16 protein-coding genes are annotated in these 13,367 nt (G+C 67.8%); 11 read left to right on the top strand and 5 right to left on the bottom strand.

What is annotated here, in order from left to right:
- A partial coding sequence (locus tag ACR4XW_RS04855; protein ID WP_434759409.1) for a hypothetical protein occupies positions 1-310 on the top strand: 310 nt, incomplete at its 5' end.
- Positions 311-335: 25 nt separating this feature from the next.
- Here ACR4XW_RS04855 and ACR4XW_RS04860 read toward each other — a convergent pair.
- Positions 336-1,565 carry an MFS transporter gene (locus ACR4XW_RS04860; protein WP_434759410.1) on the bottom strand — a complete coding sequence of 410 codons (1,230 nt, stop codon included), beginning with the start codon at positions 1,563-1,565 and terminating at the stop codon, positions 336-338.
- A gap of 123 nt (positions 1,566-1,688) precedes the next feature.
- On the opposite strand from ACR4XW_RS04860, the gene ACR4XW_RS04865 reads away from it, so the two are divergent.
- Positions 1,689-2,030, top strand: coding sequence for an ArsR/SmtB family transcription factor (locus ACR4XW_RS04865; protein ID WP_434759411.1), 342 nt, complete (start codon positions 1,689-1,691; stop codon positions 2,028-2,030).
- Positions 2,031-2,035: 5 nt separating this feature from the next.
- Here the strand turns inward: ACR4XW_RS04865 and ACR4XW_RS04870 are convergent, their stop codons facing one another.
- Positions 2,036-2,722, bottom strand: a complete 687-nt coding sequence (locus tag ACR4XW_RS04870) for a response regulator (protein ID WP_434759412.1) — start codon at positions 2,720-2,722, stop codon at positions 2,036-2,038.
- Positions 2,722-3,912: a sensor histidine kinase gene (locus ACR4XW_RS04875; protein ID WP_434759413.1), complete on the bottom strand. Its 1,191-nt coding sequence runs from the start codon at positions 3,910-3,912 to the stop codon at positions 2,722-2,724. The genes ACR4XW_RS04870 and ACR4XW_RS04875 overlap by 1 nt, the downstream gene beginning before the upstream one ends.
- Before the next feature lie 134 nt (positions 3,913-4,046).
- Between ACR4XW_RS04875 and ACR4XW_RS04880 the strand changes: the two genes are divergently transcribed.
- Positions 4,047-4,979, top strand: a complete 933-nt coding sequence (locus ACR4XW_RS04880) for an aminoglycoside phosphotransferase family protein (protein WP_434759414.1) — start codon at positions 4,047-4,049, stop codon at positions 4,977-4,979.
- Entirely contained in the window at positions 4,980-6,119 is a 1,140-nt protein-coding gene (locus ACR4XW_RS04885; protein WP_434759415.1) for an MFS transporter, read from the top strand.
- Positions 6,120-6,154: 35 nt separating this feature from the next.
- Here ACR4XW_RS04885 and ACR4XW_RS04890 read toward each other — a convergent pair whose 3' ends face one another.
- Both ACR4XW_RS04890 and ACR4XW_RS04895 read right to left on the bottom strand, forming a co-directional pair.
- A complete protein-coding gene (locus tag ACR4XW_RS04890) occupies positions 6,155-6,442 on the bottom strand; it encodes a GNAT family N-acetyltransferase (protein WP_434759416.1) in 288 nt (95 codons plus the stop codon).
- Positions 6,443-6,558: 116 nt separating this feature from the next.
- The gene (locus ACR4XW_RS04895; protein WP_434759417.1) at positions 6,559-7,164 is read right to left on the bottom strand and encodes a TetR/AcrR family transcriptional regulator; all 606 of its coding nucleotides are present in this window, start codon (positions 7,162-7,164) and stop codon (positions 6,559-6,561) included.
- Positions 7,165-7,273: 109 nt separating this feature from the next.
- Here ACR4XW_RS04895 and ACR4XW_RS04900 point away from each other — a divergent pair, with 109 nt between their 5' ends.
- From ACR4XW_RS04900 to ACR4XW_RS04930, 7 genes are read left to right on the top strand one after another with little or no spacing between them, the layout of a single operon-like run.
- The gene (locus tag ACR4XW_RS04900) at positions 7,274-7,816 is read left to right on the top strand and encodes an FAS1-like dehydratase domain-containing protein (protein ID WP_434759418.1); all 543 of its coding nucleotides are present in this window, start codon (positions 7,274-7,276) and stop codon (positions 7,814-7,816) included.
- A complete protein-coding gene (locus tag ACR4XW_RS04905) occupies positions 7,813-8,235 on the top strand; it encodes a Zn-ribbon domain-containing OB-fold protein (RefSeq protein ID WP_434759419.1) in 423 nt (140 codons plus the stop codon). Before ACR4XW_RS04900 ends, ACR4XW_RS04905 begins: the two co-directional genes overlap by 4 nt.
- Entirely contained in the window at positions 8,235-8,648 is a 414-nt protein-coding gene (locus ACR4XW_RS04910) for a MaoC/PaaZ C-terminal domain-containing protein (RefSeq protein ID WP_434759420.1), read from the top strand. Before ACR4XW_RS04905 ends, ACR4XW_RS04910 begins: the two co-directional genes overlap by 1 nt.
- Positions 8,645-9,820 (top strand): lipid-transfer protein, encoded by a 1,176-nt coding sequence (locus ACR4XW_RS04915; RefSeq protein ID WP_434759421.1) that lies wholly within the window; start codon positions 8,645-8,647, stop codon positions 9,818-9,820. The genes ACR4XW_RS04910 and ACR4XW_RS04915 overlap by 4 nt, the downstream gene beginning before the upstream one ends.
- Positions 9,817-10,971 (top strand): steroid 3-ketoacyl-CoA thiolase, encoded by a 1,155-nt coding sequence (locus tag ACR4XW_RS04920; protein WP_434759422.1) that lies wholly within the window; start codon positions 9,817-9,819, stop codon positions 10,969-10,971. Before ACR4XW_RS04915 ends, ACR4XW_RS04920 begins: the two co-directional genes overlap by 4 nt.
- 22 nt (positions 10,972-10,993) lie before the next feature.
- Positions 10,994-12,184 (top strand): acyl-CoA dehydrogenase family protein, encoded by a 1,191-nt coding sequence (locus ACR4XW_RS04925; RefSeq protein ID WP_434759423.1) that lies wholly within the window; start codon positions 10,994-10,996, stop codon positions 12,182-12,184.
- Position 12,185: 1 nt separating this feature from the next.
- On the top strand, positions 12,186-13,316 hold the full coding sequence (locus tag ACR4XW_RS04930; RefSeq protein WP_434759424.1) for an acyl-CoA dehydrogenase family protein: 1,131 nt from the start codon (positions 12,186-12,188) through the stop codon (positions 13,314-13,316).
- Positions 13,317-13,367 lie beyond the last annotated feature (51 nt).

Raw genomic sequence — 13,367 nt, forward strand, 5'->3', positions numbered from 1 at the left:
TCGTGTCCTTCAAGGTTGGATGCTTCGCAACACCCATCCTCAGCAAGGCCACGAGCCGCCTTGCGTTACGACACGACCACGCTCAACTACGAAGAGCCGCTTATCAGCAACAGTGCCTTACATGTTTTCGATCGACGAGACGATGGATATCGGATGTGATCGTCAAACCCCGGTCACCGACGAATATCCGGATCACCCTCACCGCAATCGATACCGCGGCACCATTCGTTCGGTTTTGATTGAGCTCTTCGACGATCATGTGACTCCTGACGGGGATGCCTTGACGGACATCGTGCTCGGAACTCACTGATTGTCAGCATGAGCGACAAAGCGCCTTAGCCGGCCCTGGCGCGGTTCTCCCCGGCCGCCAGCACGACGGCCACGGTCAGCAGTGCCGACATCACGATCGCCATCTTGGCGAAGCCGCCCAACCATCCGGCCAGGGCCGGGCCGGCCACCGGCGCCAAGGCCCCCACGAAGGTCATCGGGGCGCTGAAGACACCATTGATGGCGCCGAAGTTCTCGGTGCCCCAGCGGTCGGAGACCGCCGTGGCCTGCAACAGGGTGTGACAGCCGCGGGCGGCTCCGGCGAAGATCGCGACCGCGATCAGCAACCAGACCGGGCCCGGGGTCAACGCCAGCCCCCACAGGCTGACCGCTCCTGCCCCCAACAGCACCGCGGTGCGGGTACGCGGTGACGTGCGTGCGGCCAGGGACGGGTAGGCGATCCTTCCGACGACCTGGCCTGCGCCGAGCAATCCCAGCGCCAACGCAGCCAGTGCGTAGGTGACGTTGCCTTCCAGCAGCAACGGAATGATGTTGATCGTGACCGCCATCAGGGTAAAGGTCGCCAGGGACATGGCCAGTTGCAGGACGAGGAACCGCGGCGACCGGGTGACCGCGCGGACGGCCCGTCCGCTCACCTCGGGGCTGTCGGATTGTTGGGGCTGTGCGGTCCAGGTGCGGTTCAGGAAGAGCGCATGCAGGGGCACGGTCACCACGGCCAGAATGGCGGCGATGATCAGGTAGCTCATCCGCCATCCGAAGCGGTCCACCAGGAAGGCGACGATCGGCGCGTAAATGGTTGATGCCAGCCCGGCGACCAGGGTCAGGGTGGTCAGTGGCGGCACCCGGCGGGGCCCGTACCAGCGGGTGATCACCGCGAAGGCCGGAGTGTAGAGCACCGCGGATTGGGCCAGCCCGGCCAGCACCCAGGCCAGGTAGAACACGATCAGGTTGGGTGACCAGGCCACCACGAGCATCGCCAGTACCCCGATCACCGCGCCGCCGGTCATCACCAGCCGGGGCCCACGGTGGTCGAGCATCCGTCCGACCCTGATGCCGGCCAGGGCGGCCACGATCATGCCGGCGGTGAGAGCTCCGGTGATCGCGGTCTGGCTCCAACCACTCTCGGCCGACATCGGGGCCACCGCCACGGGCAGGGAGTAGAACAGCAGACCCCAACTGGTGGTGACCGCGATGCACAGGGCCGCGAGTCCACCACGGGGGCGATCCGTCGCTGTGGTTTCGGCGCCGGTGACTGTCGTATCGATTCGGTGAGTCACGTACCGATCAACCCAGTCCTGGCAACAGTCGCACTGCTCACGGCCCATCCCTCACATTGACGTCCATCGATAGGTAAGGAGTATCCGATCACATATCGACTCTTGTCAATGTATGGTGGGGCGATGAGTACTTCGGCCCCTGTCTCAACCGCTGCCGCGGAATGCTGCTCGCTGACCGAGGCGCTGAGCTCCGAGGAGGCCGACCGGATGGCGACCATGCTCAAGGCCCTGTCCGATTCGACCCGGCTGCGCCTGTTGTCGCACGTGGCCGCGTCCGGCGGCGACCCGGTGTGCGCCTGCGACCTGACCGAACCGCTCGGAATCTCGCAACCGACCGTCAGCCACCACATGAAGAAGCTCGTCGATGCCGGCTTGCTGACCCGCGAGCAGCGAGGACGCTGGGCGCACTACTCGGTGGTGCCCGAGGCCTTCGCCGAACTCCGCGAGTTCCTCAGCCTCGGCTGAGCACCCTATCGCCCGGGCGAGACCAAGCCGGTTTCATAGGCGACCACCACTGCCTGCACCCGATCACGGGCATCCAGCTTGGCCAGAATCCGTCCGACATGGGTTTTCACGGTGGCCTCGGCGACGAACAGCTCCTCGCCGATCTCGGTGTTCGACCGCCCGCGGGCCATCAGCACCAGGACCTCGCGTTCGCGTTCGGTGAGGCGCTCCAGCACCGCACTGGGAGTGCGTTCCCGGTCGGGAAGCACATCGATCAGGTGGTCGAGCAGCCTCTTGGTGGACGACGGGGCGATCACCGCATCACCGTGGTGCACGGTACGAATCGCGGTGAGCATCTCCTCGGGCGGAGCGTCCTTGAGCAGGAAACCCGAGGCGCCGGCCTTGATCGCCCGCAGCACGTACTCGTCCAGGTCGAAGGTGGTCAGCATCACCACCCGCGGGTCGACGCCGCCGGCCCCCGGACGGGAGGTGAGTTCGGCGGTCGCGGCCAGCCCGTCGAGGTTCGGCATCCGGATATCCATCAGCACCACGTCCACCGGCTGACGAGCCAGGACGTCGAGCGCCTCGGCGCCGTCGGAGGCCTCGGCGACCACCTGCATATCGGGCTGGGAGCCGATCACCATCGAGAACCCGGCACGCACCAACTGCTGGTCATCGACCAGCGCCACCCGGATGGGACTCTCCGACATCATCACTCCTGTTCGGTTCCCGGTAGCAGCGGCAGGTCCGCCCGCATCCGCCAGCCACCTCCGGGACGGGGCCCGGCTTGCACAGTACCGCCGAACAATCCGGCGCGTTCCTTCACGCCCAACAACCCGGTGCCCTTACCGTCCGAGATCGCACCGGCACCGCGTCCGTCGTCGTCGACCTGAAGACGCAGAATGCCCGGGCGCCAGTGCACCCCGACAGTGATCGCGGCCTTGGGTCCGGCGTGCTTCAACGCGTTGGTCAGGCCCTCCTGGACGATCCGGTGCACGGCCAGTCCGAAACCGGGCGGCAGCGCTTGGGCCTCACCGGTGCGCACCAGCGACACCCTGGCGCCTGTGCCGCGTACCCCCGCGATCAGTTCGTCCAGGTTGTCCTGCAGCGGTTGTGGGGTGGTCAGGGGTTGCCCCTCGTCACCCTCGCGCAGCACCCCCAGAATTCGGCGGATGTCGGCCAGGGCGTCGCGTCCGATCTCGGAGATCGTGGTGAGCGCGCGCACGGCGGCGTCGGAGTCGTGAGCCGCGGCGTAGCGTCCGCCGTCGGCCTGGGCGATCACCACCGACAAGGAATGGGCGACCACATCGTGCATCTCCCGAGCGATTCGGGCGCGTTCCTCGGTGACAGCGATCTCCGCCTCCCGGCTGCGGCTGACCGCTTCGAGGCGGGCCTTTTCATTGACGGCCCGGAGTCTCTCCTCCCGCGCCCGGCGCATCATCGCCAGCGCCCACACCGCCACCACCGCACCGATGCCGGGCACCAGCGGGTACAGCCCACCGATCAGGCCATCGACCTGGGAAGTGATCACCAGCAGGAAGATGCCGAACAGGGCTCCCAACAGCGCCGGGATGGTCGCAAATCGGGGTCCGTGCACGGTGACCGAGTAGAGCGCCAGCAACACCAGAGCGTTGGCGATCGCGACCCCGTAAGGGCCGGCGACCATCAGGTTCAGCAGCGCGATGCCGTAGATGCCGATCGCCGACAGCAGCGGACGCACCCGGCGCAGCGCGAGCAACCCACAGATGCCCAGGGTCGGCAGCAGGTAGTTGATCACCCCGGTCAACGAATTGGACCAGTACCCGTGTCCGCCGAGCACCAGAAAGAGCGCCAGGGCGGCGGCAATCACGCTGTCGAGCAGCAACGGCACCTGCCACCAACGCCGCGCCGCCGTGTTCTCCATGCCGCCCAGCCTAGGCGGGGTGCCGCGGGTTGACGTCAGCCCGGGGACGTGATTCAGGGTCAGCCCGGGGTCGTAGTGGTCCCCGTGGAGGAACACCCGATCCCGCACCCGGTCGTGGGTGCGACACTGAGCCCATGACTTCGTCCGGCAGCCCCCACCCCGGACGCCTCGATCTGATTCCTGACGATCTGCGCACCCGGATGACCGGCCGTCCCGCCGACGATGGCATAGCCGGCGACAAATGGCTGGCCACCCTGCCGCGACTGCTGTCCGAACTGCTCGAGGACTGGCAACTCACGGTGGACGGCCCCTCGCGCTCGGGGCACACCGCGGTGGTGGTGCCGGTGCGCCGGGACGACGAGCCGCTCGTCCTGAAGGTGGTGTGGCCCCATGTCGAGGGCCGGGCCGAACACGTCGCCCTGCAACGGTGGGGAGGCGGGGCCGCGGTGCGACTGGTGCGTGCCGACCCGTCCCGCGGGGCACTGCTGTTGGAACGACTGGACGCCGATCGCGATCTCACCGAGGTGTGGATCGATGAAGCCTGCGAGGTGATCGGCGGACTTTTGGGTGAACTGCACCGCGATGTCGGCCCGGAGATTCCGCGGCTCACCGACTGGCTGGACGAACGACTCGCGGCCCTGTCGTCGGCGCGCCTGCCGCGGCGGGTGATCGAGCGGGCGCACGGTCTGTACCGCGAGCTGGCCCCCTCGTCCGGCAGCAGCCTGCTGCACACCGACCTGCATTTCGAGAACGTGCTGTGGCGCGAGCACGATCAGCGCTGGGTGGCGATCGATCCGCAACCCCTGGCCGGTGCGCCCGGATTCGAACTGCATCCACTGTTGCGCAACCGCATCGATGAACTCGGTACCGGAGCGGGGTTTCGATGGTCGGTGCGCCGTCGCATCGAGGTGGTCTGTGAGGCGGCCGGCATCGATGAGGAAGTTGCCAAGGGTTGGACGATGATCCACGCCGCAGTTAAGGCGATGTGGGCCACCGAGGTCGCGGGCTCGGGAGCCAAGGACACCGTCACCTTCAACCTGACCCTGCAGAAGGCCTTGGAGGACTAGATGGGCGGCGGCGAGCTTCGTCCGCGCCGGGTCTGGGCGCTGTACTTCGGCGGCTTCATGGGCCCCTTCGGTGCCGCGATGGTGAACACGATGCTGCCCGAACTGGCCACCGGGCTGGGCGTCAGCCTCTCGACCGCCACCTGGGCGATCACCAGCTACATGATCCCGTTCTCGCTCGGCCTGCTGGTCTCGGGCACCCTGGCCGCACGCTACGGCCAATCCCGGACGGTGCGGCTGGCCTTCCTGCTCTATGCGGTCTCGTCGGTGGCCTGTGTACTGACCACCGACCCCACCCTGTTCTTCCTGGCTCGCGGGCTGCAGGGCCTGGCAAATGCGTTCACCACTCCGGTGCTGATCGCGATGATCGCCCGCACCGTGCCCTCGGAACGACTGGGTCGGGCGATGGGCCTCTACACCTCGGTGGCCGCCGCCGGACAGGCCTTCGCACCACTGGTCGGTGGCCTGGCCGCCGGCTGGGACTACCGGGCGGCCTTCGCGGTGACCGCCCTGGTCGGCTTGGCGCTGGCGCTGCTGGTGCCGAGCATGCCGATGGGACCTCGGGTGAGCGGTGGGCAGTGGCGGGCCCTGGCGAACCTGCGGTTGTTGCAATCGGCCCTGTTCGCCCTGGGCTTTCAGGGGGCGGTGTCGGGTGTGATGGTGCTCGGGGCGATGATCGCCTCCGACCGCTTCGGCCTCTCCCCCGGCCTGCGCGGGCTGGTGGTGGCGAGCTTCGGGGTGGCCGGCCTGATCGCCGGCCCCGCGATCGGATCACTGGCCGACCGGATCGGGATTCCGCGCACGGGCTTCCTGGGCGCCCTCGGCCTGGGGGTGGCGTTCATCGCCACCGGCTGGGTGCCGTGGATGTGGGGTCTGGTGGCCCTGGTGTTCATCACCGGGCTTGCCGGTACCGCGGCCCGGATCGGGTCGAATGCGATCGCCCTGCGCAGCACCCCGGTGAACCCGGGCGGGGCGACCTCGGTCACCATGTCGGCCCAGTTCGTCGGCACAGCCCTGGCACCGGTGGTGCTGTTGCCGTTGTACGTGATCACCCCGTGGGTGGCGACTCTGGTCGGCGGCGGATTGGCGCTCTTCTCGGCGGTCGTGATCGCGGTGGCGCCGCCCAGGTTCAACCGGCGCTGAGGTTCGGTCGACACCCGCACTCGACCGGCGCTGACTCAGGCGACGACTTCGGCGTACTCCGGGTGCTTGGCGAGGTAGGCCTGCACGAAGGGACACCGCGGCACCACCTTCCGGCCGTTGGCCCGGGCGTCCTGAAGGGCGGCTTCGACGATCGAGCTGCCCAGCCCCTGACCCTTGTATTCCTCGGACATGAAGGTGGTGTGCATCACCACCAGGTCACCGGACAGTTCGTAATCGAGGTATCCGGCCTGCACCCCGTTGATCAACAACTCGTACTGGGTCGCACCGTGGTTGTGCACCAGGCGCCGCTTCTGTTCGTTCACATCAGCCTCCGAGCTGTCGGGTGCCACCCAGGATATCGCGGGGCCCGGATGAAACCGCACCCAGGAGAGCCGGATTTCGCCCGTACGCGACACCTGACCGCCGTCTGGGTGCGTTTTCATCCATCACGCCGGACAACCGGCGGTCGCAACATGCCAAGAAGCTGCTTCACCATCAGCTCGGAGAACGCCTCGAGGTCGTATTCGGCCCGCTCGGGCCAGTTCGGGGAGGCCCACAAGGCCTCCCGCATGGTGCGGTGCATCACCTCGACCGGCAGGTCATCGCGCACCGTGCCGTCGGCGACCCCGCGGGCGAGAGCGTCCAACCAGTACCGACGCATCTCGGCCGACGACTCCTCCAGGCGCATCAGCAACTCGTGATCGCGCAGATAGCGCATATCGCGCTGGTACATCTGCGTGGCATCCGGCTGGGCCTCGATCACCGCCAACGTGGCCCGGATCAGGCGCTCGATGGTCTCCAGCGCAGACACGTCTTCACCCTCGGCCACCGCCGTCGCCATCCGTGCCGACGTCTCCTCGATCAGTCGGTCCAGGATGATCGCGACCAGCCCTTCCTTGCTGCGGAAGTGGTGGTAGAGGCTGCCGGCGTGCATCTGTGCGGCTTCGCCCAGGTCACGCATGGAGGTGCCGGGAATGCCGTTTCGGGCGAACAAGGCGGCGGCCAGGTCGATCACTTCTTCGCGCCGGTCCGGAGTTGGAGTCACTCGACCACCCCTCTATTGACAACCTTCCGGACCCCATTGTTACTGTTGACCCAACGTTTGTTCAAGTAGGTCGGCGTGGTGTTGCCCCGCCGCCACACAGGAGATTCGCGTGACAACTGAGTTGAACTTCGAGCCCTTCCTCGGTGAGGTGGCCGAACCTCCCCGCGTGTCGCGGTATGCCGTGAACGAGGCGATGATCCGCAACTGGGTGGAGGCCCACGAGGACGAGAACCCGGTCTATGTCGACCGGGAAACGGCTCGGGCCACCGGTCGCACCGACATCATCTGCCCGCCGGCGATGATCTCGACCTGGGTGATGGCCGGCCTGCGTCGGTTCCGCGAGATCCACCGCAAACGCGAGGCCGGTGAGGTCGAGGACTTCGCCTACTCCCGGCTGATGGCCGTGCTGGACGAGGCCGGGTACACCTCGGTGGTGGCCACCAATGTCGATCAGGAGTACGTGCGCGAACTCCACCCCGGCGACGAGGTCACCTGCCACTTCACGATCGAGTCGGTGGTCGGCCCGAAGACCACCGGCCTGGGCGAGGGCTACTTCATCACCCTCGACAAACGGTACGTCGACCAGCACGGCGAACCCTTGGTCAACGAGAAATTCCGCATCCTGCGATTCCGCCCCGGGAGCAACCAATGAGCACAACCGAGCGCCCCACCTCGGTGCCGAACCTGATCATCACCGAGGACAACAAGTTCTTCTTCGACGGCGCCAAGGAGGGCAGGCTGCTGATCCAGCGGTGCACCGACTGCGACACCCTGCGTCACCCACCCGGCCCGGCCTGTCCGGTCTGTCGTTCCTTCGAGTGGGACACCGTGGAGTCGAGCCGCCGCGGCACCCTCCATGCCTGGACGGTGGTGCACCACCCGCAGGACCCCGCCTTCGACTACCCGCTGGCGGTCGGCCTGCTCGATCTGGACGAGGGCACCCGGCTGGTGGCCGATATCGCCGGCATCCCCCACGACGAACTGGAAATCGGCCTGCGCCTCGAAGTGACCTTCACCGAGCACGCCCACGGCGAGATCCTCCCCCAGCTGCGACGTCCCCAGGAGGCATGATGAGCGGCATTCCCGAACACCGGGTCGGCACCGAACTGCCACCCCTCGACGTCCCCTTGGACCGCACCACGATCGCGGCCACCGCGATCGCCTCCCAGGACTTCGAGGACGTACACCACGACCCGTCCAAGGCCCAACAGCGCGGCACCCCCGACATCTTCATGTCGATCAACGCCACCAACGGATTCCTGAACCGCTACGTCACCGACTGGGCGGGCCCGCATGCCCGCATCCTGCGCACCGGTCTGCGGCTGGGCGTGCCGGCCTTTCCCGGCGATGTGCTGCGGTTCACCGGTGAGGTCACCGACATCGCCGACGGCCGCACCACCCTGAAAATCAAGGGCGCCAACGAACGCGGCGTACACGTATCGGCCGAAATGGTGCTCACCTGCAGCGAAGGAGCACAGCGATGAGTTTCTCGGGCAAAGCAGCCATCGCCGGTATCGGCGCCACCGAGTTCTCCAAGAATTCCGGACGCAGCGAGTGGCGACTGGCCTGTGAGTCGGTGCTCGCCGCACTGGCCGACGCCCAGATCGGCGTCGAGGAGGTGGACGGTTTCGCGCTGTTCACCATGGAGACCAACCCCGAGATCGCCGTCGCCCGCGCCCTCGGCATTCCGGAGCTGAAGTTCTTCTCCCGCATTCCGCACGGCGGCGGTGGCGCTTGCGCCCCGGTGCAACAGGCCGCGATGGCGGTGGCCACTGGGGTGGCCGAGGTGGTCGTGGTCTATCGCGCCTTCAACGAGCGCTCCGGACACCGCTTCGGGGCCGGCCCTCCCCCGTTCGCCTATGCGCACAACACCGATCAGGAGTACCGCAACTGGATCAACCCCTACGGGCTGCTCACCCCGGCTTCCCAGGAGGCCTTCCTGGCCCGCCGGTACATGCACGAGTACGGGGTGACCAGCGCCGATTTCGGGGCGGTGAGTGTGTTGTCGCGCAAGCACGCCGCGGTGAACCCGCACGCCTGGTTTTACGAGCGTCCGATCACCATCGAGGATCATCAGAACTCCCGGATGATCGCCGACCCACTGCGCCTGTTGGACTGCTGCCAGGAATCGGACGGCGGGGTCGCGATGGTGATCGTCAGCGCCGAACGAGCCCGCGACCTGCCCCACCCGCCGGTGCTGATCGCCGGTGCCGCCCAGGGCGTCGGCCCGCAGCAGATCTCGATGTCGAGCTACTACCGCGACGACATCGACGCGATGCCGGAGGTCGAACTGGTCGCCCAGCAACTGTGGCAGCAGGCCGGGGTCGGCCCGGACGGTATGGATGCGGCAATCCTGTACGACGCCTTCACCCCGATGGTGTTGTTGCAGTTGGAGGAGTACGGCTTCTGCGGCCGTGGTGAGGCGAAGGACTTCATTGCCGACGGCAACCTCGAGGTGGACGGGCGGTTGCCGCTGAACACCCATGGCGGCCAACTCGGCGAGGCCTACATCCACGGCGTGAACGGCATCGCCGAAGGCGTCCGGCTGTTGCGCGGCACCTCGGTGAACCAACCGGTCAAGACTCTCGACCATGTGCTGGTCACCGGAGGATCACCGGTGCCGCACAGCGCGATCGTGCTGCGGGCCGACCGGTGATCGCCACCGAACGGCTCCCGGTCATCGTCGACGCGGTTCGCACCCCCTTCGGACGGCGCAATGGCTGGCTGTCGGGCGTCCATGCCGCCGAGCTGCTGGGGCTGGCCCAACGTGGCGTGCTGGCCCGCAACAACCTCGACCCCGAATTGGTCGAGCAGGTGATCGGTGGTTGCGTCACCCCGGTCGGTGAACAGTACGGCCATGTCACCCGCACTGCTTGGCTGCACGCCGGCCTGCCCCCCGCCACCGGTGCCACCACGATCGATGCACAATGCGGCACCGCCGCCCAGTCGGTGTTGTTGGTGGCCGGACAGGTTGCCCTGGGAACCTTGGACGTCGGCCTGGCCTGCGGGGTCGAGTTGATGTCGCGGGTACCGCTGACCCCGAAACAGGGCAAGGGGCTGCGCACACCGCGTCCCGAGTCGTGGTCGTTGAACACCCCCGACCAGTACGAGGCCGCCGACCGGATTGCCCGACTGCGCGGCTTCAGTCGCAGCGATCTGGACGCTTTCGGCCTGCGCTCCCAACAACTGGCCCACCGGGCCTGGGACGAGCACCGTTTCGATCGCCACATCCTGCCGGTCGAGGTGCCCGCGGCCGAGGAGCAGCCGAACCCGGTGGCCCGGGATCAGGGCCTGCGCGAGACCAGCCTCGAGGCGTTGGCCGGGCTGCGTCCGGTCAAGGACGGCGGCCTGCACACCGCCGGAACCTCCTCACAGGTCTCCGACGGGGCGAGCGCCGCACTGGTGATGTCCCAGGCGCGCGCCGATGAACTCGGCCTCACCGCGAAGGCCCGGCTGCGGGCCCAGTGCGTGATCGGCGGCGATCTGGAGTACATGCTGGACGGTCCGGTGCGTGGTGCGGAGATCCTGCTCGAGCGGCTGGGGATGACCATCGACGACATCGATCTGTTCGAGGTCAACGAGGCCTTCGCCTCGGTGCCGATGTCCTTCCGGCAGGTGCACGAGGTGCCCGACGAGAAGCTGAATCCCAACGGCGGCGCGATCGCCCTGGGCCACCCGGCCGGGGCCACCGGCATCCGGTTGATCGCGGCAGCCATCGACGAATTGGTGCGCCGTGACGGCCGGTTCGCGATGATCGCGATCTGCGCCGCGGCCGCCACCACCTGTCTGGTGCTCGAACGTCTCTGACCACCCACGCAAAGGAATCTCCATGCACCCAGAACTGTCCGCCGAGGGCCGACAGTTGCGCCGCGAACTGCGCGACTATTTCGCCGCCCTGATCAACGACGACGACCGCGAAGCCCTGGCCGAGCAGACCGAGGGTGGCCCGGTGTTCGACCGGATCTGGCGGCAGATGGGCAGCGACGGGTGGCTCGGGCTGGGCTGGCCGGAACAGTACGGCGGCCGCGGGGAGGACCCCGAGGCGCTGTATGTCTTCTACGACGAGGCCCTGCGCGCCGGGGCACCCCTGTCGCTGGTCACCCTGAACACCGTTGCCCCCGCCCTGATGAAACACGGCACCCAGCAGCAGAAGGACGACTTTCTACCCGGCATCCTGGCCGGGGAGATCATCTTCGCGATCGGCTACACCGAACCCCGTGCCGGCACCGACCTGGCGGCTCTGCAGACCCGAGCCCGGGTCGAGGGTGACGAGTTGATGATCAACGGCAACAAGATCTTCACCAGCGCCGGCGTCTTCGCCGATTGGATCTGGCTGGCCGTGCGCAGCGACCCCGATTCCGAACGGCACCGGGGTATCTCGGTGGTGCTGGTACCGACCTCGTCCCCGGGCTTCTCGGTGACCGAAATCCACACCGTCGGTGGCATCAGCACCGCGGCGACCTATTACGAGGACGTCCGGGTGCCGCTGAACAATGTGGTGGGTGAACTCCACCAGGGCTGGCGGTTGATCACCGACCAGCTCAACCACGAGCGGGTGGCGTTGGCCGCCCGGGTGGGAATCGCCAACGAACTGTACGACGGGGTGCTGGCCTGGGCCCGGGAAACCCCCAGCGGGGACGGGGTGGTGTTCGACCAGCCGTGGGTGCGGCAGAAACTGGCCGAGGTCTACTCCCTGTTGAGCGCCACCGACCTGGTCAGTCTGCGATTGGTGGCCGATGTCGCCGCCAACACTCTGGGTGGGGCCGATTCGGCAGCGGCCAAGGTGGTCGGCACCGAAGCGGTGGTGCGGGCCTACGGCATGTTGCAGGAGGTGCTCGGCGCGTCCGGCCTGTTGCGGCCGAACTCCCCCGGCGCGGTGCTCGAGGGCCGGGTCGAGGCCTTGGCCCGGCGCGCCCAGAACAACACTTTCGGCGGCGGCTCGAACGAAGTGATGCGCGAGTTCGTCGCCGCCCAAGCCCTCGGCATGACCTTGGCCTCGCGCCGCCGGAAGGAGAAGTGAGATGGACTTCAAGCTGGACGAGGAGCTCCACGAACTGCGGTCGCTGGCTGCCGAGATCTTCACCGACCGGGCCGGGGTCGACCGGGTCACCGAGGTCGAACGGACCCACGGTGGTTTCGACGCCGACCTGTGGCAAACCCTGGCCGAGGCCGGAATGGTGGGAATCGGGGTACCGGAAGAACACGACGGTTCGGGTTTCGGCATGCTCGGCCTGGTCACTCTGCTGGAACAGCAGGGTCGCCGGGTCGCCCCGGTGCCGCTGTGGGCGGTGAGCACGCTGGCCGCCCAACCGATCGCCGGCTTCGGCACCGACGAGCAGCAGGCCCGGTGGCTGCCCGGCCTGTTGGACGGGTCGCTGCTGGTCACCGGCGCCTTCGAATCCGCCCCCGGCACTCTCGCCGCAGTGCGTGCCGAGCCGGCCGGTTCCGGATGGAGGTTCACCGGTGAGGCGCTCGGGGTGCCGGCTCTGTCCGTCGCCGATGCGGTCGTCGTGCCTGCGGTCACCGACGACGGCCGGGTGCTGGTGGCGATTCTGCCGACCGACCGCGATGGGGTGCGCTGCACCGGCACCGAGGTCACCGGCTGGGGTTCGTCCGGCATCCTCAAGTTGGCCGAGGCCACGGTCGACGAGGCCGACCTGTTGGTCGGTGATGGAGCCGAGATTCGGAACTGGATTCTGCGGCGGGCCCGGGTGGCCCTGGCCGGGGTGCAGGTCGGGGTGTGCGCCGAGGCCTTGGCGCAGACGGCCGAGTACACCTCGATGCGGGAACAGTTCGGTCGTCCGCTGAGCACCAATCAGGCGGTCGCGCTGCGCGCCGCCGACGGATACCTGGATACCGAGAACACCCGGCTCACCACCTGGCGGGCGGCGTGGTTACTGGATCAGGGCCGCGAGGCCGAGGCGGAGTCGGCAGCCCTGGTGGCGAAGCTGTGGGCCTCGGAGGCCGGGCTCCGGGTGGTGCACACCACCCAGCATCTGCACGGCGGGATCGGTGCCGACATCGACTACCCGATTCACCGCTACTTCCTGTGGGGACGGCAGGTGGCTTTCACCCTGGGCAGTGCTGCGGCCACTGCCTCCGCTCTCGGAGATGTGCTGCCGGAGGCCCCGCCGATCGGTGCACCGGCCTGAATGGCTGAAAACGCACCCGAAAGGGCGCGATCGGGGCCGGACGCGCCGGAT

Source organism: Pseudenemella bisphenolivorans, assembly GCF_051133435.1.
Classification (GTDB): domain Bacteria; phylum Actinomycetota; class Actinomycetes; order Propionibacteriales; family Propionibacteriaceae; genus JAAYAO01.

Excerpts from the sequence above, each read along its gene's own strand:
- ACR4XW_RS04875 (WP_434759413.1), bottom strand. The coding sequence starts at position 3,912 with ATGGAGAACACGGCGGCGCGGCGTTGGTGGCAGGTGCCGTTGCTGCTC.
- ACR4XW_RS04905 (WP_434759419.1), top strand. The coding sequence starts at position 7,813 with ATGAGCACAACCGAGCGCCCCACCTCGGTGCCGAACCTGATCATCACC.
- ACR4XW_RS04870 (WP_434759412.1), bottom strand. The coding sequence starts at position 2,722 with ATGATGTCGGAGAGTCCCATCCGGGTGGCGCTGGTCGATGACCAGCAG.
- ACR4XW_RS04930 (WP_434759424.1), top strand. The coding sequence starts at position 12,186 with ATGGACTTCAAGCTGGACGAGGAGCTCCACGAACTGCGGTCGCTGGCT.
- ACR4XW_RS04925 (WP_434759423.1), top strand. The coding sequence starts at position 10,994 with ATGCACCCAGAACTGTCCGCCGAGGGCCGACAGTTGCGCCGCGAACTG.
- ACR4XW_RS04865 (WP_434759411.1), top strand. The coding sequence starts at position 1,689 with ATGAGTACTTCGGCCCCTGTCTCAACCGCTGCCGCGGAATGCTGCTCG.
- ACR4XW_RS04915 (WP_434759421.1), top strand. The coding sequence starts at position 8,645 with ATGAGTTTCTCGGGCAAAGCAGCCATCGCCGGTATCGGCGCCACCGAG.
- ACR4XW_RS04880 (WP_434759414.1), top strand. The coding sequence starts at position 4,047 with ATGACTTCGTCCGGCAGCCCCCACCCCGGACGCCTCGATCTGATTCCT.
- ACR4XW_RS04910 (WP_434759420.1), top strand. The coding sequence starts at position 8,235 with ATGAGCGGCATTCCCGAACACCGGGTCGGCACCGAACTGCCACCCCTC.
- ACR4XW_RS04885 (WP_434759415.1), top strand. The coding sequence starts at position 4,980 with ATGGGCGGCGGCGAGCTTCGTCCGCGCCGGGTCTGGGCGCTGTACTTC.